The sequence below is a fragment of the Achromobacter sp. Root170 genome (genome assembly GCF_001428165.1).
Lineage (GTDB): Bacteria > Pseudomonadota > Gammaproteobacteria > Burkholderiales > Burkholderiaceae_B > Achromobacter > Achromobacter mucicolens.
In genome coordinates, this window is the sequence record NZ_LMHN01000001.1 from 1056078 (window position 1) to 1080595 (window position 24518).

Here is a 24518-nt window from a genome sequence, read left to right on the forward strand (position 1 = left end):
CTGAAATGCCTCATTAATGGCGCATAAGTCATATTTATGCGCCATTAATTGGTCACGAATTGGCCACGGATTGCCTCATTAATAGTGCATAAAGTCAATCATGGCGCTATTATTGCGGCATGAAAAAGAAAATCGGACCCAGTTTCGAGGCCGCCGAGGCTTTGGCTCGCCTGGGCGCGCACATCCGCACCGCGCGCCTTCGCCGCAATGAAACCGAGGCCATGCTGGCCAGCCGCATGGGCGTGTCGCGCGCCACCATCAACCGGCTGGAACGCGGCGATGGCGGCGTTTCCCTGGCGCTCGCCGTTGAAGCGTTGTTGCTGTACGGCTTTGGCGACCAGGTGTTCGCATTGGGCGACCCGGACCTCGATGGCGTGGGCAAACGGCTTGACGCCATGCGCCGTCCCGCTCGGGGCAGCGGCAAGGCGCAGCATTCGCATCGCGCCGATCCGTCCAGCCTGTAACGCGGTGGTCAACATCGTGCCTGCCAAGAAAACCAAAACCGTCGAAAGCGAGCTTTTCGTCTATGTGGACATCCGGGGCGAGGCCGTGCTGGCTGGCGTTCTGACCCTGGATGACAGCGACGAGAATCACTTCTTCGCCGAATTCACCTACGTGCAGTCCTACGTGAACGATCCACGGGCGTTTTCGCTGGATCCGCTCAATCTGCCGCTAACCGACTCCGCCACCACCTTCCGGACCGAAAGCCGGTACCAGACGCTGGGCGCGATTTTCGACGCCGCGCCGGATGCCTGGGGCCGCAACGTAATGCGCGTGGACAACGCGGGCGCCCGCGTGACAGAGAACGAAGTGCTGCTCAAGGGGCGGGGCATGGGCGTGGGGGCGCTTTTTTTCAGCGCCCGGCAATTGACGCCCAACATGCGCAAGACCTATCGGCTGCCCGAAGTCAGCCAGTTGGATTCGTTGGCCGACCTGCTGACCGACATCGACCAGGGCATCAAGCCCAAGGGGCTGTATCGCGACATCCTGGGCAGCTCATGGGATATCGGCGGGGCGCGGCCCAAGACGATCGTGCGGGACGAGGCGGGCGAAATGTGGATTGCCAAGTTTCCGCGCAAGGGCGAATCCTACGACCGCCAGCGGGTGGAATACGCGAACCTGCAGATGGCCAAGGCCATCGGCCTGAACGTGCCGCAGATCCGCCTGGCGCAAACGCATCTGGGCGCCGTGCTGCTGACGCACCGATTCGATCGCGAGCTGCTGCCGGTCAGGCAGGGCGCGGACCCGGTCATCGCGCGGCGGCATTTCCTCAGCGGCGCATCGCTCATCAGCCCGTCGGTGAATATCGGCAAACGCGAGCTCGACGGCCCGCGCGGCAAGGCCACGTATTCCTACGCGCGCCTGGCCGACGTGGCGCGCCGTATCTCGTCCAATCCCGTGCAGGATCTGCTCGAACTATACGCGCGCATGATCCTGAACGTCGCGGTCCACAACACCGACGACCATCTGAAGAATGTCGGATTTCTGAAAGACGAAGATGCGCGCACCTACCGGCTGTCGCCGCTTTTTGATGTGGTGACCCAGGAAGGTTCGGCGCGGCACTACCTTCACATCGGCTCCGCCGGCCGCGACAGCACGTTTGCCAATTGCCTGACCGAGTACCGGCGTTTCGGACTCCGGTCGGAAGGAGCCGCCAGGTCGATCATCGACCGCGTGCGGGACGTGGTGGGCGAGCGCAGGCGTTTCTACGAAGAAGCTGGCATGTCACAGGCCGAAATCGAACACGTCGAGGCCTCATTGATGGCGTGGCGCCAGCCGTGGGAATAGGGCGGCTCAAACCTCGTGAACGGCGTGCGGGTCGTACGCCTGACCGCGCTCGACCATGCGCGCGTGAAAATCCCGGCTCAGTTCGGCCAGCGTGACCTTGCCGAGCCGGTCCAGAAGCAGTTGCTGGGCCTGTTCGAACACGTCGTCCAGCGACGCATTGACCGCCTCTTCGACCAAGCATCCGGGCGATTCGCTGCGGTTGCCCATGGCGAAGATCTCGGGCGCGCCCAGCGCTTCGTAGATATCGCGCAGCGTGACCGCTTTGAAATCGCACGAAATCGTCCATCCGCCGCCATGACCTTTTTCGGACCGGACCAGGCCCTGTTGCCGCAGGCCGCCCATGATGCGGCGGATGACGACAGGATTGGTCTGCATGACGCGGCCCAGGTCATCGGAGGTCATGGGACCGGGGCGCTCGGCCATATGCAGCAGAACGTGCAATACGCCGGAAAGCTTGCTGTCTCTTCTCATGCAACAGATGCTATTGCATGACGGCAGCCATGGTCAACGCGGCGCGGCACCCGAACAGCCGCGCCCCGCGGCAAGGGCATCGATCAGATCCGCTTGGCCTGCCATTCCCCCTTGCCGGCCGCGCTTCCGCTCATGCTGCGGCCGTTCACCTCGCCCGCGTAGCGCACGCCATTGGCGGTGAAGGTGATCGACTTTCCGTCCATCCGGGCGTCGGAGATCGGCACGGACCCCAGCTTGCCCGAGAGCATCTGGTAGTGCTGGTCAAGCTGCAGCGTCTGCCCGCCCAGATCCCATTTGCCCTGCACCTTGGCCGGCACGATCCACAGGAGCGCCGTGCAATAAGTCTGGCAGTTCTCGGTGACGGTTTCCGAGGCATCCGGCTCCCAATCGCCCATGCGGAAGGTGTTTGACACCACGCGCGTGCCGGCCGGCAGCTCCAGCAGTTTAGGGCGCAGCTTCTCGTTGATGGTCGAGAGCAGGAACATCGTGATCACGTCCGCCTGGGACAGATCGGTGGTGAACAGGTCTTGCGCCACGAACGTGGCGCGGTCGGCCACGCCCGCGCGCTTGGCATTTTGGCGCGACAGCTCGACCAGGTCGGGGTTGTATTCGATGCCTTGCGCGGTTAGTCCGCGCTGTGCGGCCGTGATGACCGTGCGGCCGTCGCCCGAGCCCAGGTCCATCAGCCGGTCCTTGGGGGTGACCTTGGCCATGTCCAGCATCTTGTCCACCAGGGTCTGCGGGGTAGGCACCCAAATGACGTCCTTGCCTTCCTGGCCGACGTCGGGCACGTAGCCTTTCTGGGCGCCGGCCTTGGCGGGCGCAGTGGCAGTCTGCGCCATGGCGGCGCCCGCGCTCAGCAGCGTGAACGCCATCGCCGAGGCCAGCATCGCAAGGCGCAGGCGCGGGGTGAATACCTGGGACGCGGTTTTCGAATGGTCGAGGGAGCGTGGCATGGTGAGGGTTCCTTGGACGGTGGAGGACAGGGGAAGAGCCAGTCAGCTTGCGGCCTGGGCGGGCTTGAGCAGGCGCATCAGTGGCGCGCCGGCCGCCAGCACCGCCAGCCCGATCAGGGCGCCCGCGCCGGCATACATGGCGCTGGACACGACCAGTCCGGCGCAGGTCAGCGCCAGCAGCAAGGGCGGCAGCGGAAAGAGCGGAACGCGAAAAGGACGAGGGCGGTCGGGGTCCAGGCGGCGCAGGCGCCAGACCGAGGCGGCGACCAGCATCATGAAAAGCCAGAACACCGGCGCCGTGTAGGCCACCATGGTCTGCACGCTGTTCTGGCTGAACGCGCCCAGCGCCACCAGCGCAAGGGTGATCACGCCCTGAACGACTAGCGCGCTGACAGGCGTCTCGTTGCGCGCGCTCCAGCCCGCCAGCGCCTGCAGCCGGGGCACGTCGCGGCCCAGCGCGTAGTACACCCGCGCGCCGGTAATGATGGTGCCGTTGATGGTGCTGAGCGCCGTGGCGCAGATGGTCAGGCTGAGCAGCGCCGCCGCATAGGGTCCTGCGGCCAGCTGCATGACCTCGGCACCCAGGGCGGGCGTGTCCCGCAGTCCCTGTAGTCCGAAGATCTCAAGCAGCGCGATGTTGGTCAGCACGTAGGCGGCGGTGACAACCGCCGTGCCGATGAGCAGCACCCGGCTCATGTTGCGCCCGGGATCGCGCAGTTCGCCGCTGAGATACGCGGCCTCGTTCCAGCCGCCATAGGTCAGCAGCACGAAGACCATCCCCATGCCGAGCAGCCCGGCGGTATTGCCCGACAGCGGGGCCGGTGACGCGGCAGCGACAGACTCGCCGCCCGACGCGGTCAGGCTGGCGATCAGCACCGCGGCCAGCGCAATCAGGGTCAGCACCGTGAAAACCCATTGCAGCCGTTTTGAATAACGCGTGCCGATCATGTTCAGGCCCGTCAGAACGACGACGGAGATGGCCGCGTGCACAGCGGGGCCCAGGGATCCCAGGGGCAGAAGCCGCTGCGCGTAATCCCCGTAGATGAATGCCACGACTGCGATTGCGCCGGTCTGGATGACGGAGCATCGCGCCCAGGCGAACATCAGCCCGACGCGCCGTCCCCAAGCGCGGGTCAGATAAAGGTATTCGCCACCCGCGCCGGGATACGCCGAGCCGAGTTCCGCGTAGCAAAGCGCGCCGACCAGCATGACAAGTCCGCCCGCGCACCAGAGGCCGATATAGACCGCTTCCGAATGCGCGTGCTGCGCGACCAGAGGGGGAAAGCCGAAGATGCCGATGCCGATGACCACGCCCACAAGGACCATGGTCGCGTCCATGACCGACAGGCCAGTGGGCGCGGGGCTGTTCACCGTATCAGGGACGGCGCTCATGGGAGTGCGCGCCGCAGACATGGATTGGCGCGTAGCGGCAGGCGAGGGACAAGCAGGAAATCCGGGGGGCGCGTGGTGAGAGTGTTGGACAAATTCGCGGGCAAACGCGAGCGGAGCGATGACATGCAATTCTCCCGGGGTGGACGCGCGGACGGATGCTCAGGGCAAATGTCGGCATATGCTGACAATTGCCTGAACATAAAGCGACCGTGACCGGCGGCGGAAAGTTCCGCAGGGTTTTCCTGGGTCCGGGCGTCATCCAAAAACAGAGATCACCAGATTTCAATATTCATGCAATATCTTATATTTAGTCTTCAAGCTATTGATATTGAATGAAAATATCTCCAATGAAAAATTCGAAGTTAAAGTTGAATATCTAAAGTAATTTCTTAAGTACGGCCCACGTTTTTTTGTCCGCGCGCGTTCAATAAATTTCCTCGCACGTTGGAAACGCGCTGCTATCCTGCTTTTTCGTGCGCTCAACCCTGCGTCGCGGCGCGGGGAATGGCATGCCACCGCAACCACAGGAGCATCGACATGAAGCTTTCCCGACACGCGTTGTTTGCCGCCTTGGCGCTGTTCGCCATGACCGGCGCTGCTCCATCGGCCTTGGCGCATCACGGCTGGTCGTGGGCCGAATCCGAACAGATGACGCTGCAGGGCACGGTCGAGCAGGTGCAGATCGCGCCACCGCATCCCTCGCTCAAGGTGCGGGCCAAGGATGGCGTCTGGACCGTCGAGCTTGGCAATCCAAGTCAGACGAAGGAAGCCGGTTTCGTGGAAGGCTCCGCCAAACCTGGCGATGCCATCACCGCCGTCGGCAACCGAGACCAGGACGCCGCAGCCAAGCGCATGAAGGCGGTCCAGGTGACCGTTGGCGGCAAGACCTACGATATCTATCCCAGCCGCATCAAGAAGCCTTGACCGCGGGCCGTGGATGCCTGACCTGCTACGACTTGCGCTCGAACAGCTTCAATCCGTGCCGCCAGCGCTGTGGCTGCGCCGGTCCGGCGTTCTCTATCTGCTCATCAACGCCGCCCATATCGGCGCCATTGGTCTACTGATCGGTTCGATCGTTCCGCTGGATCTGCGCCTGCTCGGAGTACTCAAGCCGGGTGCGCTGGCCGTCCTGGCGCCCGTGTTGGCGCGCACGGCCGCAACGGGCTTGGCATTGGCGGTGTTGACGGGGGCGCTGCTGTTCTCGGTGCGGCCGCTCGACTACCTGTACAACCCGGCATTCCTGACCAAGATGGGCTTGCTGGCGGCAGGCGTGGTCAACGCCTGGCTGGTGAATCGGGGCAGGGCTTGGGCAAGCGTAGCAAATGGAAGTCCGCCGTCGCCCGCGCTGCGCATTCAGGCGGCGGCCTCTCTGGTGCTGTGGCTGGGTTGTCTGGTGGCGGGGCGCTGGATCGGCTTTCTGTAGGCCGGCATCAGCAGTACCCGACCCCCTGCGCATTCACATACAGCGCGAAGAGACATTGCCCGGTGACCATGAACAGCCGGTTGCGGCGCGCCCCGCCAAAACAAAGGTTGGCGCACCGATCGGGCAGGGCGATGCGGCCGATGGCCGTGGCGTCGGGCGCAAATACCATCACCCCGCTCAAGGCCGGGCCCGGGCCCCAGCCCGCCCAGACATTGCCGTCGGTGTCGCAGCGTATGCCGTCGGGAATCGCGTCGGTGCTTGCCTCGACAAACGTGCGGCCGTCGTCCAGCGACCCGTCCTGTCCCACCGCGTAGACCAGGATGCGATTCGGCGTCGAACCGTTGTCCACGACATACAGCAGGCGCTCGTCCGGCGAAAAACACAAGCCGTTGGGGTTGTGGATGCCGCTTACCACGGCGTCCAGCCGGCCGGAGTCCGGATCCAGGCGGTAAACATGCGTCGGCAGCTCGGGTTGCGCCTGAAAGCCTTCGTAGTTGGAGAGAATTCCGAATAGGGGGTCGGAGAACCAGACCGACCCATCGCTGTGCACGACTACGTCGTTCGGCGCGTTCAAGCGCTTGCCCTCGAAACGGTCGGCCAGCACGGTCAGCGAGCCGTCGTATTCGGTGCGGACCACGCGTCGACCGCCATGCTCGCAGCTGACCAGCCGGCCTTGACGGTCGCGCGTGTTGCCGTTGATGTACCCGGAGGGCTTGCGGTGCACCGATACGGCGCCCGTTTCCTCGTCCCAGCGCATCAGACGGTTATTGGGGATGTCGCTCCAGACCAGGCACCTCGCGTCACCGAACCACACCGGGCCTTCGCCGTACCGGATGCCGCTCGCCAATCGCTCGACGCCGGCGTTGGTGAGCCGGATCGTCTGGAATCGGGGATCCAGGACCTCAATGGCCGGATCGGGATAGCGCTCGGTGGGTTCCCACATAAAGCCTCCTGTTTAGGCAGGCGGCAGCTTGCCGGGGTGGCGCCGCCGTGCCCATCCATCGTCAGCAGCAAGCCGCCTGCCTGGACGGCCCCTCGTCCCGGCGCGGGCGGCGCGGGGCGTCAGTTGCCGCTGGGCAATGACAGGGTGAAGCCGTCCTTGGCCAGGCTTTCGCGGATGTACTGGAACCGCTCGTAGGCCGACAGCGTCAGTGGACCGGTATAGCCTTCGCTCTGCATCTTGCGGGGCGGATAGTCGATGTAGGTCTTCATCAGCGGGGCAACGGCGTCGTTGATCATGACCATCGTCCACGTCCGTTCGGTGACGTTGCTCATGAAAATGTCGTAGCGCTCCTGCGGATCGGCCCACAAATCGAATACCTGGGGCACCGTCGCGACGTAGGACTCTGCGCCTTTCCAGCCCAGGTTCGTGTCCACGGCCAGTCCGCCGGTCACCGCGCCGTCGTCGCCGCGCAGGTTGAAGACCGCCTTGTAGTTGGCCACGCGCACGGCGCCCGGCGACAGTTCGTTTTCCGTGAAATAGAACCACGCCTTGCGATCGCACTTTCCGGTGCCGAAGAGCACGGGCGACATGTCGTAGCTGTCGAAGATGATCGGCTTGTCCTCGCGGTCATTCGTGGGCAGCTTCACGCCCGCCACCGCGGCAAAGGTTGCCATCAGGTCCAGGCCGCCCACCAGGCTGTGATCCTTGACGCCCGCCGCGATCTTGCCCGGCATCCAGGCGATGGCCGGCACCCGGTTGCCGCCTTCTCGCACCGTGCCCTTGGTGCCGCGCAGCGGCGTGTAGCCCGCGTCGGGATAGACATCCTGCCAGGCGCCGTTGTCCGTCGTGTAGAACACCAGCGTGTTCTTGTCCAAGCCCAGCTCGCGGATCTTGTCCATGATGCGGCCGATGCGAGAATCCAGCTCCACAACCGAGTCCGCGTACTTGCTCTTGGACAGGGACTTGTGGATGTAGTCCGGATCCGGCATGTTGGGCTGGTGCACCTTCATGAAGTTGATGCTCATGAAGAACGGCTGCTCGGACTTCGCGTTGCGCTCCAGGTAGTCGAGCGATGCCTTCTCCACGTAGCGGTCGAAGAACGGAATCCCGACGACGCCTTCACGGCCGTTCACCATGGGCGTGTCGACGTACTGGCCGTTGATCTTGAATTCCTCGCGCGCTTTCTCTCCCGCGTTGCCGGACAGCGCACCCTTGGTGACCCGCTGGAACATTTCCCGCACGTCGGCGGGCATGTCAGGAAACCAGGTGGGATCGGCGTAGGTGTAGGCATTCAAGTGATAGAGGCCGGCGTACTTCATCTCGTCATATCCCTGCGCGTTGGGCAGGGCATAGTCGGCTTCGCCCAGGTGCCACTTGCCGGTGAAGAACGTCTTGTAGCCCGCGGTCTTGAGCACCGATCCCAGCGTCCACTCCGCTGCGGGCAAACCGCCGCCCTGGCCTTGGAACGCCACGGTCGTCATGCCGCTGCGGTTGGGAATGCGGCCAGTCTGCATGGCCGCGCGGCCGGGGGTGCAACTGGGCTGCGCATAGAACGAAAAGAAGGTCATGCCTTCGCTCGACAGCCGGTCGATGTTGGGCGTCGGCATGCCGCGCCCGATGCCGCCGCCATACGGACCGAGATCGCCAAGTCCGGTGTCGTCCGACACGAGAAGGATGATGTTGGGTTTGCGCGGGTCCTGCGCGACAGCCGGTGCGCAAAGTACCGCGCTGGCCAGGAAAAGCGCTGCGGCACCACAAGTGAAAGTTCGTTTGGTCGCCATTTTCAACTCCGCTGTTTGAGAGTGAAACCAACCGCACGACGCTGCAAACCGTGCGGTTCACATTGGCCTACGTACTTGGGGGAGCGTTCATGCCCGGATACGCACTTCGGGTGGGCTGAACCGCAATAATTTTCATCCTCTAACAGCGCGTGTCAACGAAATTCTTGCCCGCGCGCGCATCGCGGCGTTCCGATGATCCGCACGGACTGGAGCGCGCGCACCACGCGGCCAAAGCTGGGCAGTGAGCTTACTCTGGGCCAGCGCCACAACGTTGCCAGGCACGGCAGGTAGCTCGTATCGTTGTCGCGTCCCGGCGCGCGTGGGCGTGCGGCCGGCGGGCGCATTTAGGTGACCGGACAAGCGGGGATCATATGGACTACTCGTTTCTGCTGGCGGGGCTGGCCTTGGCATTTTTCGTGACGCTGTTTTGCGCCATCGCTTTCGGAAGGCGGTTGGGCCGAAGGCTGCAAGAGCAGGGTGGCGCAGGCGTCGCCGCCATCGAGGCATCGGTGTTTGCGCTGCTGGGACTGCTGGTGGCGTTTACCTTTTCGGGCGCCGCGCAGCGCATGGCCGAGCGGCGCAATCTGGTGATCCAGGAGGTCAACGCCATTGGCACGGCCTGGCTGCGGATCGATCTGCTGGCCCCCACCGACCAGCCCGGCGTGCGCGAACAATTCCGCGCGTACGTCGACCAGCGGATACGGTATGAGCGCCGTGTCGCGGACCTGACGGAGCGTGTGGGCATCGCGGCCAAGGCGTCCGCGATGCAACAGGATATCTGGCGCGCGTCGATCGCCGCGACGAAAAACGGCGTACCGCCGCCGCTGGCCGCGTCGTACGTCGCCGCCGTGAACGACATGTTCGACGCCGCGACCTCGCTGTCCGCCGCCCAGAAGGTGCACCCACCTCTCGCGGCGTACGTGTTCCTGGGCTTTCTGGCGTTGACGGGCGCGTTTCTGGTGGGCGTGAACCTGGCGGCCGCCAAGCGGCAAACGTTGCTGCATCAGTGCATCTATGGCGTGGTGATGACCGCGGCGCTCTACATCATCGTCGACTTCGAATTTCCGCGGATCGGCACGATACGCATCGACCAGAGCGACGCCTTGCTGGTCGCGCAGCGCGCAAGCATGGGCAATCCGGACGGCAGTCACTGACATCGGGTGGCGGGGACCCGCGCGTCCGGTGCAACCGCACTAGCGCAACTGCGTTTTGCCGGAACGCCGCAACCATGCTTATATTTTTGAAGATTTTCCCAGCCCGTCGCGGGCCGGCCTCTGGGAGACCACCATGGCGCTGAGCGATGTACGGGGCAACCCGGTTTCCAGCGATGAACCGGCATCAATGGCCGCCTACGAGCGGGCGCAAAGCCTGTTTCATGGCTACTACGGCGATCCGCTGGGCGTCATTGACGAGGCCTTGGCCGATGACCCCGTTTTCGTGATGGGCCATCTGCTGCGCGCGGGAATGATGATCACCGCCAGCGACAAATGCGTCGAACCGCTGCTGCGCGAAAGCGTGCAAGCCGCCGAAGCGCTCTACGACATTGCCAACGATCGCGAACGCCGCCACGCCGCCGCGGCCCGCGCCTGGCTCGACGGGGAATTCTCCCGATCCTTGCGGCGCTATGCCGACATCCTTGCTGACTATCCGCACGACACGCTGGCGCTGCAGGTTGGCCACATTGGCGATTTCCTGCTCGGCCGCTCGACCATGCTGCGCGACCGCGTCGCCGGCATCCTGCCCGCCTGGGACCGCTCGATGCCCGACTACGGCTACGTCTTGGGCATGCACGCGTTCGGCTTGGAAGAGACGAACCTGTACGGGCCAGCCGAGGCGCAAGGGCGCCGTGCGCTGGAGCTCAACCCGCGCGATCCCTGGGCCGTGCACGCCGTCGCTCACGTCCTGGAAATGCAGGGCCGGATCGACGAGGGTATCGCCTGGCTGAACGGAAGACGGGGCGACTGGTCCGAGGACAACATGCTGGCCATCCACAACTGGTGGCATCTGGCTCTGTTTCAGCTGGATCGCGACGAGATTGGCGACGTGCTGGCGTTGTACGACAGCAGGCTGCGCGAAGCTTCCACGGGCCAGGTGCTGGATCTGATCGACGCCTCCGCCATGCTGTGGCGTCTGCATTTGAGAGGCGTGGATGCCGGCTCGCGATGGCGCCAACTTGCCGATGTCTGGCAGACGCGTGGCGGCGCCGGGTTCTACGCCTTCAATGACGTGCATGCGCTGATGGCGTATCTGGGCGCGGGTGACGGCGCTGCCGCCCAGGCGCTCATCGAGTCGATGGAAACGGCGGCGGACGGCACGGGCACGAACGCGATGATGACCCGGGATGTGGGATTGCCCGTGGCGCACGCGCTGGCCGCGTTCGCCCGGCAAGATTACGCGCTTGCCGTCAACCTGCTGCGGGACGTGCGTCTTGTTGCGCATCGATTCGGCGGCAGCCACGCGCAGCGCGACGTGCTGGCGCTGACATTGGTGGAAGCGGCGTTGCGCGACGGCGCGCGCTCTCTGGCCAAGGTGCTGACTGCCGAACGCATGGCCCTCAAGCCCGGCAGCGCAGGCAACCGCGCGCTTGCCGCGCGGGCCGCAGCGCTGTAGGTGGCGGCACGCACGGCGGCCTGGTGCCGGCTATGCGCGCCTGACGGAGAAAGCGCATGAAAAGACGAGCCAGTATTGGAATTGCAGTGGCAGCCATCCTTTGCACGGCAGGCGTCATCGGCGCCTATGTCGCGGTCTCCGCGCCCGCGAAGGACGTTCCCGTCGTCAAGCTGGGAGACGGCAAGCAAGGCCCGGCAGGAATGGCGTGGATCCCCGGCCATGAGTTCCTGATGGGCAACGATCATCAGATGTCGCAACCGAACGAGCGGCCGGCGCACAAGGTGCGCGTGAGCGGGTTCTGGATGGACGTTCATGATGTCACCAACGCGCAATTCCGCCGCTTTGTCGAGGCGACCGGCTATGTCACGACCGCCGAGAAAAAGCCGCGCTGGGAAGACCTGCGCGTCCAGCTTCCCGCGGGGACGCCACGCCCGGACGACAGTGCGTTGCAGGCGGGCGCCATGGTGTTCGTCGGCACGCAGACCGAGGTGTCGCTGCGGGACTACTCGCGCTGGTGGCGTTTTGTTCCCGGCGCGAATTGGCGGCATCCCGAGGGGCCGCACAGCACCATCGCCGGCAAGGACGACCATCCGGTGGTGCAGGTGTCTTATGAAGATGCGCAGGCCTACGCCAAGTGGGCGGGCAAGCGGCTTGCGACCGAAGCCGAATGGGAGTTCGCCGCGCGCGGCGGCCTCGCGCAGGCGACCTACACGTGGGGCAACGAGCTGTCGCCGCAAGGCCGGGCCATGGCAAACATCTGGGACACGCGCCAGGCGCAACCGTTTCCGGTCGTGAAAGATGAAAAAGTGCAGGTCGGCACCACGCCCGTGGGCAGTTTTTCGCCCAATGGCTATGGCTTGTACGACATGGCCGGGAACGTCTGGCAATGGACGTCGGACTGGTACCGCGCGGACGCTTTCAGGATTCAGGCGCAATATCGCCAGCCGCCGCAAGACCCCGCCGGGCCGGCGAGCAGCTTCGACCCTGACGAACCCGGCATGCCGGCATCGGCGCCCAAGCGGGTGACCCGGGGCGGGTCCTTCCTGTGCAGCGATACCTATTGCATCAGCTACCGCGCCAGCGCACGGCGCGGCACGGACCCGCTCAATCCCATGTCCCACATCGGGTTCCGGACCGTCATGACGCCGCAGCAATGGAAGATGGCGCAGGCAGCGCAGGGCAGCATCGCCAGCCGTTGATTGTGCGCCAGGCAGGAAGCGGGCAGGGCAGGCAGTTGCCGCCGGTCTGGCAGGGCCCGCGCGCGTTGCGCGCATTCCAGGGGGAAGATCATGCACGCTTCATTCGAACACCAATATGCGCGGCGGCTGGCCTGGATCTGGCTGTGGGTTCTTTTCCTGCTGGCCGGGTGCGCGTCATCCGGCCGCGAGAGCCAAGCCGGGTTGTCGTCCTGGACCGATGGCCCCTCCCGCACGGCGATCGTGGCGTTCGTGAAGGCGGTCACCGACCCGGCCAGCCCGGAATTCGTGCCCGCCGAGGACCGCATCGCGGTGTTCGACAACGACGGCACGCTGTGGAGCGAGAAGCCCATCTACTTCCAGGTCATGTTCTCGATGGATGAAGTGCATGCGCTGGCGCCGTCACATCCGGACTGGTATACCCGCCAGCCTTTCATGGCGGTGCTGCAGGGCGACCACGAGGCCGTGGCCCGATCGGGCGTGCACGGCATGATGGAGATCTTGCTGGCAACCAACACCGGCATGCCGGTGGGCCAGTACACGCAGCGCGTGGACCAGTGGCTGGACACCGCCCGCCACCCGCGCACCAAGCTGCCCTACGACAGCATGACGTACGCGCCGATGCGCGAACTGCTGGACTACCTGCGCGCCAACGGTTTCACGACCTACATTGTGTCGGGCGGGGAAACGGAGTTCATGCGCGCCTGGACCGCGCAGGCCTACGGCATCCCGCCCGAGCAGGTGATTGGCACCCTGTTTGGCAGCGAATTCGTGACGAACGGCAGTGGATTCGAACTCATGCGGCTGCCTAAGCTGGACTTCAACAACGACGGCCCGGGCAAGCCCGTGGCGATCCAGCGCCACATCGGCAAGCGTCCGATCATGGCGTTCGGCAATTCCGACGGCGACTTGCAGATGCTGCAGTGGACGACGACCGGGCCAGGCAGACGCTTCGGAGGCATCGTGCACCACACCGACGCCAAGCGCGAGTGGGCCTACGACCGGCACTCCAGCGTGGGCCGGCTCGACAAGGCGCTGGACGAGGCGCCCGCCAGAGGCTGGACGGTCGTGGACATGGAGAAGGAGTGGAAACGGATCTACGCGCAACCGTGGCCTTGAGACGCGTCATTTCTGCATGACGTAGCTGCCCGGCGCGGCCATCGGCGCGCCAGGATCGTCGTCGGGCCGCCGCCCGGCAACGCCGGACCGTGCGGGCCGCAAGGGCCCTGAGCGATGCGCCAGCCACTCGGTCCACGTCGGCCACCACGACCCCCCGCATTGCATGGTCGTGGCCAGCCATTCGTCCGGACCCGCGCGCAGATCATCCTTCGGCCCTGCGGAAAGCCGGTGCCAGCGGCCCGGATGCCCCGGCTCGCTCACGACGCCGGCATTATGGCCGCCGCTGGTCAAGACGTAGCGTATGTCCGCGTCCGTCAGGTAATGGATCTTGAATACGGAACGCCAGGGCGCGATGTGATCGTTGACCGCACCCAGCGCAAAGATGGGCGTGCGGATGTTGCGCAAGGCAATCGTGCGGCCGTTCACCTCGAATCGTCCGGCCGCCAGTTCGTTGTTCAGAAACATTTTGCGCAGATACTCCGCATGCATCCGGTACGGCATGCGCGTCGAATCCGCATTCCAGGCGACGAGGTCGTTCGGAAGGATGCGCTGACCCAGAAAATAGGTCTGCACCGCTCGGCTGGCGACATCCTCGATGGGCCGCAAGGACTGGAAGGCCGCAGCCATTTGCCCGGCGGACAGGTAGCCTTGCGCCCACATGACGCTTTCCAGCATATGCACCTCGCTCGCGTCGATGTACAAGCCCAGGCCACCGGGCTCGGTGAAGTCGGTCTGCGCCGCCAGCAGGGAGATCGTGGCAAGGCGGTCGTCCGCGTCGCCTGCCATGGTCGCGGCCGCGATGGCCAGCAGCGTGCCGCCCAGGCAGTACCCCACGGCATGCACGCGCTGGCCGGGCACGCATCGATTGACCGCCGCCATTGCCGCCATGAAGCCCAGGCGGCGGTAGTCGTCCAGGCAGAGGTCGCGGTCGCGCGCATCGACATTGCGCCATGAGATGCAGAACACCGTGAACCCTTGCGCCACCAGGTAGCGGATCAGGGAATTTTCGGGCGACAGATCCAGCACGTAGTACTTCATGATCCACGCCGGCGTGATCAAAATGGGCTCCGGACGGACCTGAGGCGTGGAGGGCGCGTACTGGATCAGTTCGATCAAGTGATTGCGGTACACCACCGTGCCGGGGGTCACCGCCACGTTGACGCCCACCTCGAACCGTTCCAGGCCGGGCTCCGGCAGGCCCAACAGCCTGTGCCGCACGTCCTCTGCCAGATGTCCCATCCCTTGAACCAGGTTCAGGCCCTTGTCGGTCACCGTACGCTCAATCACTTCGGGGTTGGACCAGGGAAAGTTGGCCGGCGCAAAGACGTCGCACCATTGGCTTGCGCAGAAGGAAACGACGTCGGCGTGATGGGCGGAGACTCCCGGCACATGGGTCGTGGCCTCGGCCCACCACTTGCGCGCTTCGGAAAAGCAATGCTGCCAATATTGGAAGGGTTCAGCCCGCCAGGCCGGCGCGGCGCACCTGCGGTCAAGGGCAGCTTCGGGACAGACGTGAGGGCGGCCCGCCAGGGCCATCGCGGCATGCGCGCTGAGCGCCTGGATGGCGTTTCCCGCCTGCAGCGCCAATCCGATCTGCTTGCCAGGCGCGGCCCCCAGGTGGATCAGCCAGTCGGCCATCGCGAGCGCAAGGGCGCTTGGTGAAATGCCGCCCGTCAGCTGCGCGATGAGCGCCGCTCTGAAATAGTCCAGCGCCGCCAGCGCGTTGTCCGCGCCAGGCGGCGCCGATGCCGACGGGTCGGTAACGGGTTCCGCGGCCGGATGCGCCTTCGCGACCCTCACATGCGTCATTGGCTGGCGCGTGTCATTGCGGCCACGGCGTTGCCGTCGGCCAGGAATTTGGCCGTGCTTTCCGCGATCTGCGACATTCTTTCTTGCCAGGGATTCTTGCTCTCACGCAGGGCTGCGGCGGTCATGGTGGACGTCTCGCGCGCGATCTTCTCCATTTCCTTCAGATAACTGAACTCGCGGCCCATCAGATCCGTCATCAATTTTTGGTGCAGGGCGCACATGGCGGTCAGAGACGTCGCAGCGTTGACCTGGGCATTGGCTTCCTGGGCGAATGCCAGCATTTCCTTGTCGGTCTTGAGCTGCAGCGAGCGCAGTTGCCGCGCGAATTCGAAATAACCGGTGGCCGCGGCCAGCGCAGAATGAATTCCGTATTTGTATAGCGCCACGTAGGGTTCATAGTCGGGTTGCATAAGGTCATCCTCCAGGTCAGGCGTAACCGCTCGACGCGGCACTTCGGCGGCCGACCGGCTTGCTCCAGCCAGAATAGGCCTGCCCGCGACCGGGATGTTGACCAAACTCAAGTTCCGAACGACATCCTGCAAGGCGCAGGCACGCCTACCCGCTGCTCATCTGCCGCAGCGCATCGACGTCGCGGATCTGGAGCTGTCGCCGGGATACGTTGACCAGCGACGCCTCCTGCAGGCGGCCCAGCACGCGGCAGACCGTCTCGACTTTCATGCCCAGATGATTGGCGATGTCCTCGCGCGTCATCTTCAAGGTGAAGGCGAGGGGAGAGTAGCCATTGGCCGACATCTGGTCCGACATTCCCACCAGGAAATCGGCGACCCGCTGCTCGGTCTTCATGCACCCCAGGGTCAGCAACAGCCGCCGGTACTGATCGATATCGTGAGCGATCAAGCGGTGGAACTGCTGCGCGCACGAGAAATCATTCCGGCATCTGCCCATGATGTCCGAGAAAGGCAGTACGCAGACGAGCGAATCCTCCAGCGCGATGGCATCGCAGCGATGGGTGCCGCTCTCGATGGCATCCAGGCCCAGCAACGCGCCCGCCGACGGAAAGCCCATGATCTGCTCGAGGCCGGCCCGGTTGGTCGCGCGCAGCTTTACCGACCCTGACCGCAGCACATATAGGTTCTGCAACGCGTCTCCCGCGCGGTAGACAGATTCGCCGCGGTGAATCAGCCGCCGGCAGCGAACCGTGTCGCTCAGGGGGGGCCTGGCCGCGTCAGATCCTGCGCGGCAGATCCGGGCCAGGGCGCAACGGTCGCAATCGGCGGACACGCCTGGCGCACTGTCCGTGTAGTTTGTGACAACGATGGGTGAGTCCATGGCCGCGGCTCCTCGGGGGCATGTGGCGGTGACGCGGCAGCAGGCCGATCGCCTTGTCCGTATCGCCTTGTCGGTATCGCTTTGGGGGCTAGTATCGGATGCCGCGCTGCCGTGCGCTATCAGCGCAGATCGCCACGTTTTGGCCGACGACGCCTACAGATGTAGGCAAATTCCTACAGCGTGCTTAGCGAGAAGGGGCGTCGTCATCGTCGACGAGCCGGTGCCGTATCGCGTAACGGACCAGATCCGACTGGTTGCGCAAGTGCAGCTTGAGCAGTATCCGGCTTTTATACGTGCTGACCGTCTTGACGCTCACGAACAGCAGTTGCGCGATGTCCGAATTGTTCATGCCCGACGCCAGATGGCGGAAAACCGACAATTCCCGATCGGAAAGGAGCGCGTGGGGCAGCGATTCCGCATGCCCGTACCGGTCAAATGCAATGCTTTCAGCCAGCGACTGGCTCAGATACCGCCCGCCACCGGCCACCTTGCGCACCGCCTGCACCAGCTCTTCGCTGGCGCTGTCCTTGGTCAGGTAGCCCGCCGCACCCGCCTTGATCGCCTGGACGGCGTACTGCTGCTCGCCGTGCATCGTGAGCACCAGGATGGGCACGTCCGGGTGGGAGTTTTTGATGTGCCGGATCAGATCGACGCCGTCGCGCCCGGGCATCGACATGTCCAGCACCAGAAGATCCCATTGCCCCTCGGCCAGAAGGTTCAGCGCTTCGTTGCCGTTGCCGGCTTCGCCGCCGACGCGGATATCTGCGGCCTGCTCGAGCAGCCGCCTCAGGCCTTCGCGCAGCAATGTATGGTCGTCGGCAAGCATGACGTTGATCATGTCGCCTCCCATTGCGAGTCGGGTGGGCGGACCGGGATGCGCACCTCCAGGCGAAACCCGCCTTTCCTGCGGGTATGAACGGAAACATCGCCGCCCAGCAGGCGGACCCGTTCGCGAATGCCCTGCAGGCCAAGCGAAAGGGGCAACTTCTTGGCCAGACTCTCCGGTGTGGCGCCAACGCCGTTGTCGGACACGGTCAGCGCGCAATGCGAGTCGTCACAGACAAGACGCACATGGACGGCGCTGGCCTGCGCATGCTTGGCGATATTGGTCAGCGCCTCCTGCACGACGCGGAACAGGGTGGTGGCGACCTGCTTTGCCGGTTCGGCGGGGCCGATCCGGATGTCCGATTCCGTATCCACGCCATAGCGCGAAACGAAATTGGCCACCAGCCATTCGACCGCCGCTGCCAGTCCAAGGTCGTCGAGCATGACGGGCCGCAGGTCAGAGGCGATGCGGCGCAGCGATTTGAACGTGGCCTTGATGAGCTGCCGCATGGACCGCACGCGCTCGCGTGCCTCGACGTTGTCGGACGCCAGAATCGGTTCAAGTTGGGACAGCTCCATCGTCAGCGCCGTCAGGCTTTGGCCCAGGTCGTCATGGAGCTCGCGCGCAATGTGCTTCTTTTCCTGCTCGCGCACGTGAAGCAGGGCATTGGACAGGCGGGTCAGCTCGTCCCGGGACGCTCTCAAGGCCTGGTCGATACGCTGGCGCTCCGTGATGTCGCGCAGAAAGATCGACAGGTACACGCCGGCGCTGGTGCAGGTTTGCGATATCGAAGCCTCCATCGGAAACTCTTCGCCGTTGGACCGAAGGCCCCATAGCGGCGCGCCCAGGCCCATCTGGCGATCGGAAATTCCGGTGGTCATGAAGCGGCCGACATGCTTGGCATGAACGGCTCGAAAGCGCAGCGGGATCAGGATGTCCACGCTGGCGCCGATGGCCTGGTCGGCGGAAAGCATGAACACGCGTTCCGCCGCAGCGTTGAACATCACGATGTGTTGCAACGCGTCGATCGTGATGATCGGTTCTGTGGCGGACTGGATGATATCGAGCAGCGGAGGCGCGCCAGAGGAGAGCTTCATTGCTGGATATGTGGGTGCCGGGATCGCCCTTCCAGGGGGAACTTGTCCATTGCAACACACAATTCCGCAAGCGGCGAGCGTCGCGCGTGGGCTACCGCCACGTGCACTAGTGCAGGCGGCGGATCTGGTCAGCGGGGCTTGGACTGGTGCCCGAGCGCCGCTTAGTCAACGGCCGACAGCAGCGAGTCGCTCCCGTCCGATTCCCAGGCCGCGAGCGTCCTTTCCTTGAACCGGCAAAGGGACGCGTCGCACTCTTCGGCCAGCACGTCGTACTGCTTGAGCAGAAGAATGCCGCGGGGCTTTGCGCCCACGACGGCGGCGATGTCATCGACAGCCCGGAATCCGCCATAGCCCGACATCACGCAAATGACGGAGTAGGTCTTGATCAGCCGCCCCTGCGTCATCAGGAACGAGCGCATGGGGGCCGCGAGCGATCGCAGCCAGACTGGCGCGATCAGGATCACGTGGTCGAACTGGTCCAGGGCAGGGCCGGCATAGCGAATCTCGGGTTGGCGCTTGAAGAGGCAATCGGTGACGCAGCGAAGGTCGCCGGCAAGACCGATGCGTGGCGATGCGTCCCGCACTTCGTGGACCTCCCATCCCGTGATCGATGCCAGCCGCTCGGCCACGGTGCGTCCTGTGCCGGTGCGTGAATAAAAGACGATGCCGATCCGCATGGCGTTCACTCCTGGCCGCAACGACGGCCTCAGACTTCCTGGGCCAGCAGCGCCTGAAGAATGTCCCGGCGGCTGACCACGCCGACCAGTTTTCCCTGCCGGACCACGGGAACCCGCTTGATCCCGCGCTTGAGCAGCACATCTGCAATTTCGGACAGGTCGGCGGACTCATCCACCGTGATGGCAGGGCTGCTCATCACGGCCGATGCCGTCTGCTCGCCCAGTTGAAGGCTGTGCAGAAATTCCAGATTCAGTGCCTCGCCTTCTGCCAGGAGCGATAGCCAGTGGTTCACCTTTCTCTGATGCGCGCTGTCCTGGCGCCGCACCAGATCGCCTTCGCTGACCACACCGATCAACGCGCCGTCGTCGCCCGTCACCATCACGGCGCTAATGTCTCGATCCAGCATGGCACGCATAATCTGCGAAACCGGGGTACGCGGGGATACGCAGTATGGGGTCGCGGTCATGAGGTCGCGCGCTTTCATGGCATTTCTCCTGGGTGGCGGGGGCACGCCCCACGCCTGTTGGCTTGTCGGTCCTATGTTGATCTCGCGCCCGGCGGTTATCTTGATATTGGTCAAGCAAGGATGGGCCTGCCACATCAATGCTGCTTATTAGCGAAAACTTGGTCAGACAGTCAGGAGTCGATCCATGACACAGAAGCTGCGCATACACTTTTGCGGGGCCGCCGGCACCGTGACCGGCTCGCGTCATCTGCTGGATGCGTCCGGGCGGCTGATCCTGATGGATTGCGGGTTGTTCCAGGGACTCAAGCCGCTACGGCTGCTCAACTGGGCGCCGTTTCCCGTGGCGCCCTCGAAAATCGAAGCCGTGCTGCTGTCGCACGCGCACCTGGACCATTCGGGGTATCTGCCCAGGCTCGTGCGGGAGGGTTTCGCCGGCCCGATCTATTGCTCCGAAGCGACGCGCGACCTGTGCGAATTGCTTTTGCTGGATAGCGCCCACTTGCAGGAAGCCGATGCCGATTACCTGAACCGCCACGGCCTGTCGCGCCATCGTCCCGCGCTGCCGCTGTACACGGTAGCCGACGCGCGCAGAGCGATCGCCGCGCTCCGCCCGGTCCCGTTCGATGCGCCGACGCCGCTTCCGGGGGGAATGCAGGTCCGGTTCTCGCGCGCCGGCCACATCCTGGGCGCCGCCATCGTCGAACTCGATTACCCGGGTGGACGACTGGTTTTTTCCGGCGACCTGGGCCGCTATGACGACCCGCTGATGCCGCCGCCCGCGTCCGTGACGCAGGCGGATCATCTGATTGTCGAATCGACCTACGGCAATCGCAGCCACGGCACGCAAAGCGTGCCGGACACGCTGGCCGGCATCATCCAGCGCACCATCCGGCGAGGGGGCTCCCTTGTGATTCCGGCGTTTGCCGTCGGCCGAGCCCAGCTCCTGTTGTTTCATTTGTGGCGGCTCAGGCTGGCCGGAAGCATCCCTCGCGATCTGCCCATCTACCTGGATAGTCCGATGGCCAGCAGCGCGGTCGACGTCTATCTACGGCATACCGCCGATCAGCGATTGCCGCGTGCGGATGCCAGGGCCGCGTTCGGCGTTGCCACCTGCGTCACTGACGTCGAACAATCCAAGGCGCTGGACCGCTCGCCAATGCCCAAGATCATTCTTTCGGCCAGCGGCATGGCCACGGGCGGACGGGTCATTCACCATCTCAAGCACTACGCCAGAGACCCTAGAAACACGATCCTCTTTGCCGGCTTCCAGGCGATGGGAACGCGCGGGGCCGCCATGCTGGATGGCGCCCGTCAAGTCAAGATACATGGAGAATATGTGCCGGTGCGCGCCGAGGTGGACAACCTGTCGATGTTGTCGGCGCATGCGGACGCCGACGAGATCCTGCGCTGGCTTCGTGGATTCTCAAGCGCGCCCCGGCATACCTACATCGTGCACGGAGAACCCGCGGCCGCCGACGCGCTGCGCCTGCGCATCAAGGACGAGCTTGGCTGGCGCTGCCATCCTGTCGAGCCGTCCGAAACCGCCGTGTTGAACTGATCCGGCGCGGCGCTCGGCAGGGAAGGGCGGGCCCGGCCCAGGCCGCCCGGACAGCGGGCGGGCAAGGCCGGGCCCGCCTGGTCAATTGATCATGACGACCGGTATGTGGGCGGTGTGCAGCACTTTCAGCGCCACCGACCCGAGCAGCAGGCTGCCTGCGGCTCCTAGCCCCCGCGAACCCATGACGATGTGGTCGCAGTGCTGTTCGGCGGCATAGGTGGTGATCGTTGCGGCCACGGGCCCCACGCGCATCTGCGTTTGATAGCTGACCCCGGCGGCATCCAGGACCGACCGCGCCTCGGCGAGCGCGGCGCTGGATTCATCCTCGTAGTAGTCCCGGATCATTTCCGGCGTGACGAACGCGCGGACGGCGCCCGACACAATGGGTATTTGCACGTTCAGCAGGTGGATCGCGCAGTCGCCATGCTCACGGATGTGATCGATCATGTACTTCACGGCACGCAAGGCGTTTTCGGAGCCGTCGATGGGAATGAGTACGTTCTTCACAGTGGCCTCAACATTTGGGGGTAGGAAAGGCGCAGCCTCGGCTGCCTGCAACCATCATGACGCGAATGATGCCCCGGCCATTGACTGGAATCAAGGTTTCGGCCCCACCCCGACAGCGGCGTCCCCGCTCGCGCGTTGACGAAGGTCAATATTTGCCAGGCGCACCCGCGCAAGATGAAGCCTATGCAAGAGGACGTTGCCCCGCCAGCCAGTCAAGGGAGCGCCGCAGCGTGTGAGACGCGTGCAGGCAGTCCTCAGCCACTTACTGCCACCGGAGGTCACCATGTTCCGTCGAATCGCTGTCCATCTGGACCAGGGCGCCGATTGTTCGCGCCGGCTCGATTTCTGTCTGCGTCTGGCCAAGGCCCATGACGCCCACCTGACAGGGATATACGCCAGCTACGTCGCGCCGGGCTATTTCTATGACGAAGCCGGGTTGTGGGTGAGGGGGATGGATCGGGCGGTCCAGATCCACGAAAAGGCGCGCACTGCCGTCCAGAAGGCGTTCAGCGAGGCTGCCGAGCACGCCGGCGTTGCGGCGGCATGGCGGCAAGGCGAGTGGGGCACGCCCGCGGAGTGCGTTTCCCGGCACGCGCGTTCCTCGGATGTCGTCGTGGTGGGGCAGAACAACCTGAAGGATCTCGAAGCGGCCACGGGCAACGATTTCGTCGAGCAGGTGATCCTCACCTCGGGCCGGCCCGTCATCGTGCTGCCCATCGCCGGGACGTTCAGCACGATCGGCGGCCGGGTGCTGTACTGCTGGGACCGCGGCCGCGAGGCGGCGCGGGCCATCGCCGACGCCGCGCCGCTGCTGCGCAATGCCGCGGCTTTGCAGGTGTTGTCCCTGGACGAGGGATTCCCCTTGCAGCAGCCTTCGGACGTTCCCTTCGAGGACCTCGTCGCCTACTGCATCTGCCACGGGTTTCCCCAGCCCGTCCACCAGATGCGCGACGTCCGCCACGGAGACATCGGCGACGTGATTCTGACGGCGGCCGCGGATTTCAGTGCGGATCTCATCGTGATGGGCGGATATGGGCACAGCCGGATGCGGCAGCTTGTGATGGGCGGAGCCACGCGGTCGCTGCTCAGCGCGATGACGGTTCCCGTCCTTCTGTCCCATTAGGCGATTGCTGCGCCGCCGATCTGGATAGCCCATGTACCGCCGTATCCTTGCCGCCATCGACGGCTCGCACGCATCCGACCGGGCATTGGAGGAGGCGATCCGGATCAGCCGGGAAGCCGGCGCCTCGCTCCTTGTCGTGCATGCGCTGGAGGATCCGCCGGCAGTCCTGGAGGACAACCCCTACGCCGAGGATGCCCTGCGCACGCTGAAGGCCAGCCGGAAAGAAGCAGGCGCCAACCTGCTGAAGCGCGCCAAGGCTGACGCCGCGGCGGCCGGCGTCAACGCAGAGGCGACGCTTCTGGATGAGGACGCCATGCCGACGCCCGCGCGCATCCTGCGGGCCGCGCAGGCCTTCAACGCGGACCTGATCGTGTTGGGCACGCATGGCCACCATGGCCTGCGCCGCGCGATGCTGGGCAGCAGCGCGGAAGGCGTCGTGCGGATGGCGCCTGTCCCCGTCTTGCTGGTCCGCACCCCATGAAGGCGATGGTCCTGCAAGCGCCGGGGCTGCCCCTGACGCTGGAAACACGCGAGACGCCGCAGCCCGGCGCCGGCCAGGTCAGACTGCGCGTATTGGCATGCGCGGTCTGCCGCACGGATCTGCATGTCCTGGACGGCGAGCTGCCCAACCTCAGGTATCCCATCATTCCGGGCCATGAAGTCGTAGGCGTCGTGGAATCGGTCGGGGCTGGCGTCGACACGGCGATGCTGGGGCGCCGCATGGGTGCGGCCTGGCTGGCGCGCACGTGCGGACAATGCACGTTCTGCCGCGCCGGCCTGGAAAATCTCTGCAGCGAGGCTCTGTTTACCGGCTACACACAGGACGGCGGCTTTGCCACGCACATGCTGGCGCATGCTGACTATTTGTTTCCCTTGCCAGCGGCCAGAGCCCCGGCGCGGATGGCGCCGTGGCTCTGCGCCGGCCTGATTGGCTGGCGGGCATTGCGGGCAACCGGCGATGCCCAGCGGCTGGGGCTTTACGGTTTCGGTTCTGCGGCACGGCTCCTGACACAGGCCTGCCGCCATCTGAACCGCGAGGTGTACGCCTTTACCCGCACCGGCGATGTGGCAGCGCAAGCGCATGCGCTTGCGATGGGCGCGACTTGGGCTGGCAACAGCAGCGAACCCGCGCCAGTACCCCTGGATGGGGCGATCTTGTTCGCGCCGGTCGGCGCGCTGGTGCCGTCAGCGCTGGGCGCGGTGCGCCCGGGCGGATGCGTGGTGTGCGCGGGCATCCACATGTCGGACATCCCGGCATTTCCCTACCGCCTGCTTTGGGGCGAACGTTCGCTCTCGTCCGTCGCCAACCTGACGCGTGAGGACGGAAGAGAATTTCTGGGCAAGGCGCACGCGTGGGATCTGGGTGCCGATGTCCGCACGTATCGGCTTGAGGACGCAAATCGCGCGTTGGACGACCTGCGGGCGGGGCGCATCCAGGCGACGGCCGTGCTGCTGCCCTGAGGCGCAGCGGATCCCGGGTGCCGG

Annotated in this window: 25 protein-coding genes; 12 read left to right on the forward strand and 13 right to left on the reverse strand. The window is 64.9% G+C overall.

Annotation, left to right across the window (positions count from 1 at the left end; all coding sequences use genetic code 11):
* The first annotated feature begins 119 nt into the window (after positions 1-119).
* Positions 120-464, forward strand: a complete 345-nt coding sequence (locus ASD87_RS04820) for a helix-turn-helix domain-containing protein (protein WP_056317850.1) — start codon at positions 120-122, stop codon at positions 462-464.
* 16 nt (positions 465-480) lie between these two features.
* Complete coding sequence (locus ASD87_RS04825) at positions 481-1788, forward strand: type II toxin-antitoxin system HipA family toxin (protein WP_235512598.1); 1308 nt, start codon at positions 481-483, stop codon at positions 1786-1788.
* A gap of 6 nt (positions 1789-1794) precedes the next feature.
* Here ASD87_RS04825 and ASD87_RS04830 read toward each other — a convergent pair whose 3' ends face one another.
* The 3 genes from ASD87_RS04830 to ASD87_RS04840 form a co-directional block, all read right to left on the reverse strand.
* The gene (locus tag ASD87_RS04830; protein ID WP_056317851.1) at positions 1795-2259 is read right to left on the reverse strand and encodes an Rrf2 family transcriptional regulator; all 465 of its coding nucleotides are present in this window, start codon (positions 2257-2259) and stop codon (positions 1795-1797) included.
* A gap of 83 nt (positions 2260-2342) precedes the next feature.
* Positions 2343-3149 carry a methyltransferase domain-containing protein gene (locus ASD87_RS04835; RefSeq protein ID WP_056318766.1) on the reverse strand — a complete coding sequence of 269 codons (807 nt, stop codon included), beginning with the start codon at positions 3147-3149 and terminating at the stop codon, positions 2343-2345.
* Between the two features lie 108 nt (positions 3150-3257).
* Positions 3258-4607, reverse strand: coding sequence for an APC family permease (locus tag ASD87_RS04840; protein WP_056317853.1), 1350 nt, complete (start codon positions 4605-4607; stop codon positions 3258-3260).
* A 537-nt stretch (positions 4608-5144) separates the two neighbouring features.
* Between ASD87_RS04840 and ASD87_RS04845 the strand changes: the two genes are divergently transcribed.
* Positions 5145-5531: a DUF6152 family protein gene (locus ASD87_RS04845; RefSeq protein ID WP_056317856.1), complete on the forward strand. Its 387-nt coding sequence runs from the start codon at positions 5145-5147 to the stop codon at positions 5529-5531.
* Between the two features lie 13 nt (positions 5532-5544).
* Entirely contained in the window at positions 5545-6030 is a 486-nt protein-coding gene (locus ASD87_RS04850; protein WP_056317859.1) for a DUF6644 family protein, read from the forward strand.
* 7 nt (positions 6031-6037) lie between these two features.
* Here ASD87_RS04850 and ASD87_RS04855 read toward each other — a convergent pair whose 3' ends face one another.
* Complete coding sequence (locus ASD87_RS04855; RefSeq protein WP_056317861.1) at positions 6038-6973, reverse strand: SMP-30/gluconolactonase/LRE family protein; 936 nt, start codon at positions 6971-6973, stop codon at positions 6038-6040.
* 119 nt (positions 6974-7092) lie between these two features.
* Positions 7093-8754 carry an arylsulfatase gene (locus ASD87_RS04860; protein WP_056317863.1) on the reverse strand — a complete coding sequence of 554 codons (1662 nt, stop codon included), beginning with the start codon at positions 8752-8754 and terminating at the stop codon, positions 7093-7095.
* Positions 8755-9125: 371 nt separating this feature from the next.
* Between ASD87_RS04860 and ASD87_RS04865 the strand changes: the two genes are divergently transcribed.
* The 4 genes from ASD87_RS04865 to ASD87_RS04880 all read left to right on the forward strand — a co-directional run bounded on the left by ASD87_RS04865 (position 9126) and on the right by ASD87_RS04880 (position 13679).
* A complete protein-coding gene (locus ASD87_RS04865; RefSeq protein WP_056317866.1) occupies positions 9126-9908 on the forward strand; it encodes a hypothetical protein in 783 nt (260 codons plus the stop codon).
* 133 nt (positions 9909-10041) lie between these two features.
* On the forward strand, positions 10042-11364 hold the full coding sequence (locus ASD87_RS04870) for a tetratricopeptide repeat protein (RefSeq protein ID WP_056318767.1): 1323 nt from the start codon (positions 10042-10044) through the stop codon (positions 11362-11364).
* 56 nt (positions 11365-11420) lie between these two features.
* Entirely contained in the window at positions 11421-12563 is a 1143-nt protein-coding gene (locus ASD87_RS04875; protein WP_056317870.1) for a formylglycine-generating enzyme family protein, read from the forward strand.
* A 90-nt stretch (positions 12564-12653) separates the two neighbouring features.
* Positions 12654-13679 (forward strand): HAD family phosphatase, encoded by a 1026-nt coding sequence (locus ASD87_RS04880; protein WP_056317873.1) that lies wholly within the window; start codon positions 12654-12656, stop codon positions 13677-13679.
* Between the two features lie 6 nt (positions 13680-13685).
* On the opposite strand, the gene ASD87_RS04885 is transcribed toward ASD87_RS04880, so the two are convergent.
* The 7 genes from ASD87_RS04885 to ASD87_RS04915 all read right to left on the reverse strand — a co-directional run bounded on the left by ASD87_RS04885 (position 13686) and on the right by ASD87_RS04915 (position 19863).
* Entirely contained in the window at positions 13686-15488 is a 1803-nt protein-coding gene (locus ASD87_RS04885) for an alpha/beta hydrolase (protein ID WP_056317876.1), read from the reverse strand.
* Positions 15485-16003: a hypothetical protein gene (locus tag ASD87_RS04890; protein ID WP_156403377.1), complete on the reverse strand. Its 519-nt coding sequence runs from the start codon at positions 16001-16003 to the stop codon at positions 15485-15487. The genes ASD87_RS04885 and ASD87_RS04890 overlap by 4 nt, the downstream gene beginning before the upstream one ends.
* A 40-nt stretch (positions 16004-16043) precedes the next feature.
* Positions 16044-16778 carry a helix-turn-helix domain-containing protein gene (locus ASD87_RS04895; RefSeq protein ID WP_056317880.1) on the reverse strand — a complete coding sequence of 245 codons (735 nt, stop codon included), beginning with the start codon at positions 16776-16778 and terminating at the stop codon, positions 16044-16046.
* A gap of 184 nt (positions 16779-16962) precedes the next feature.
* Positions 16963-17616, reverse strand: a complete 654-nt coding sequence (locus ASD87_RS04900; protein WP_056318770.1) for a response regulator transcription factor — start codon at positions 17614-17616, stop codon at positions 16963-16965.
* Positions 17613-18701, reverse strand: a complete 1089-nt coding sequence (locus ASD87_RS04905) for a PAS domain-containing sensor histidine kinase (RefSeq protein ID WP_056317882.1) — start codon at positions 18699-18701, stop codon at positions 17613-17615. Before ASD87_RS04905 ends, ASD87_RS04900 begins: the two co-directional genes overlap by 4 nt.
* A gap of 161 nt (positions 18702-18862) precedes the next feature.
* On the reverse strand, positions 18863-19378 hold the full coding sequence (locus ASD87_RS04910) for a flavodoxin family protein (protein WP_056317884.1): 516 nt from the start codon (positions 19376-19378) through the stop codon (positions 18863-18865).
* A gap of 29 nt (positions 19379-19407) precedes the next feature.
* Positions 19408-19863 (reverse strand): CBS domain-containing protein, encoded by a 456-nt coding sequence (locus ASD87_RS04915; RefSeq protein WP_056317885.1) that lies wholly within the window; start codon positions 19861-19863, stop codon positions 19408-19410.
* A gap of 166 nt (positions 19864-20029) precedes the next feature.
* Here ASD87_RS04915 and ASD87_RS04920 point away from each other — a divergent pair, with 166 nt between their 5' ends.
* Positions 20030-21403, forward strand: a complete 1374-nt coding sequence (locus ASD87_RS04920) for an MBL fold metallo-hydrolase RNA specificity domain-containing protein (protein ID WP_056317888.1) — start codon at positions 20030-20032, stop codon at positions 21401-21403.
* Between the two features lie 81 nt (positions 21404-21484).
* Here the strand turns inward: ASD87_RS04920 and ASD87_RS04925 are convergent, their stop codons facing one another.
* Entirely contained in the window at positions 21485-21910 is a 426-nt protein-coding gene (locus ASD87_RS04925) for a universal stress protein (protein ID WP_082586192.1), read from the reverse strand.
* Positions 21911-22193: 283 nt separating this feature from the next.
* On the opposite strand from ASD87_RS04925, the gene ASD87_RS04930 reads away from it, so the two are divergent.
* Genes ASD87_RS04930 through ASD87_RS04940 form a run of 3 tightly spaced genes read left to right on the forward strand, consistent with a single transcriptional unit; the run spans position 22194 to position 24494 of the window.
* Positions 22194-23033 (forward strand): universal stress protein, encoded by an 840-nt coding sequence (locus ASD87_RS04930; RefSeq protein ID WP_056317890.1) that lies wholly within the window; start codon positions 22194-22196, stop codon positions 23031-23033.
* A gap of 31 nt (positions 23034-23064) precedes the next feature.
* Positions 23065-23514, forward strand: coding sequence for a universal stress protein (locus ASD87_RS04935; protein WP_056317892.1), 450 nt, complete (start codon positions 23065-23067; stop codon positions 23512-23514).
* A complete protein-coding gene (locus ASD87_RS04940) occupies positions 23511-24494 on the forward strand; it encodes a zinc-binding alcohol dehydrogenase family protein (RefSeq protein WP_056317894.1) in 984 nt (327 codons plus the stop codon). Before ASD87_RS04935 ends, ASD87_RS04940 begins: the two co-directional genes overlap by 4 nt.
* Positions 24495-24518 lie beyond the last annotated feature (24 nt).

Bases quoted from the DNA above. Each gene is read 5' to 3' on its own strand.
- ASD87_RS04865 (WP_056317866.1), top strand. From the start codon at position 9,126: ATGGACTACTCGTTTCTGCTGGCGGGGCTGGCCTTGGCATTTTTCGTG.
- ASD87_RS04900 (WP_056318770.1), bottom strand. From the start codon at position 17,616: ATGATCAACGTCATGCTTGCCGACGACCATACATTGCTGCGCGAAGGC.
- ASD87_RS04845 (WP_056317856.1), top strand. From the start codon at position 5,145: ATGAAGCTTTCCCGACACGCGTTGTTTGCCGCCTTGGCGCTGTTCGCC.
- ASD87_RS04870 (WP_056318767.1), top strand. From the start codon at position 10,042: ATGGCGCTGAGCGATGTACGGGGCAACCCGGTTTCCAGCGATGAACCG.
- ASD87_RS04875 (WP_056317870.1), top strand. From the start codon at position 11,421: ATGAAAAGACGAGCCAGTATTGGAATTGCAGTGGCAGCCATCCTTTGC.
- ASD87_RS04935 (WP_056317892.1), top strand. From the start codon at position 23,065: ATGTACCGCCGTATCCTTGCCGCCATCGACGGCTCGCACGCATCCGAC.
- ASD87_RS04930 (WP_056317890.1), top strand. From the start codon at position 22,194: ATGTTCCGTCGAATCGCTGTCCATCTGGACCAGGGCGCCGATTGTTCG.
- ASD87_RS04910 (WP_056317884.1), bottom strand. From the start codon at position 19,378: ATGCGGATCGGCATCGTCTTTTATTCACGCACCGGCACAGGACGCACC.
- ASD87_RS04895 (WP_056317880.1), bottom strand. From the start codon at position 16,778: ATGGACTCACCCATCGTTGTCACAAACTACACGGACAGTGCGCCAGGC.
- ASD87_RS04940 (WP_056317894.1), top strand. From the start codon at position 23,511: ATGAAGGCGATGGTCCTGCAAGCGCCGGGGCTGCCCCTGACGCTGGAA.
- ASD87_RS04905 (WP_056317882.1), bottom strand. From the start codon at position 18,701: ATGAAGCTCTCCTCTGGCGCGCCTCCGCTGCTCGATATCATCCAGTCC.
- ASD87_RS04860 (WP_056317863.1), bottom strand. From the start codon at position 8,754: ATGGCGACCAAACGAACTTTCACTTGTGGTGCCGCAGCGCTTTTCCTG.
- ASD87_RS04820 (WP_056317850.1), top strand. From the start codon at position 120: ATGAAAAAGAAAATCGGACCCAGTTTCGAGGCCGCCGAGGCTTTGGCT.
- ASD87_RS04855 (WP_056317861.1), bottom strand. From the start codon at position 6,973: ATGTGGGAACCCACCGAGCGCTATCCCGATCCGGCCATTGAGGTCCTG.
- ASD87_RS04850 (WP_056317859.1), top strand. From the start codon at position 5,545: ATGCCTGACCTGCTACGACTTGCGCTCGAACAGCTTCAATCCGTGCCG.
- ASD87_RS04835 (WP_056318766.1), bottom strand. From the start codon at position 3,149: ATGCTGGCCTCGGCGATGGCGTTCACGCTGCTGAGCGCGGGCGCCGCC.
- ASD87_RS04920 (WP_056317888.1), top strand. From the start codon at position 20,030: ATGACACAGAAGCTGCGCATACACTTTTGCGGGGCCGCCGGCACCGTG.
- ASD87_RS04915 (WP_056317885.1), bottom strand. From the start codon at position 19,863: ATGAAAGCGCGCGACCTCATGACCGCGACCCCATACTGCGTATCCCCG.
- ASD87_RS04885 (WP_056317876.1), bottom strand. From the start codon at position 15,488: ATGACGCATGTGAGGGTCGCGAAGGCGCATCCGGCCGCGGAACCCGTT.
- ASD87_RS04840 (WP_056317853.1), bottom strand. From the start codon at position 4,607: ATGAGCGCCGTCCCTGATACGGTGAACAGCCCCGCGCCCACTGGCCTG.
- ASD87_RS04880 (WP_056317873.1), top strand. From the start codon at position 12,654: ATGCACGCTTCATTCGAACACCAATATGCGCGGCGGCTGGCCTGGATC.
- ASD87_RS04830 (WP_056317851.1), bottom strand. From the start codon at position 2,259: ATGAGAAGAGACAGCAAGCTTTCCGGCGTATTGCACGTTCTGCTGCAT.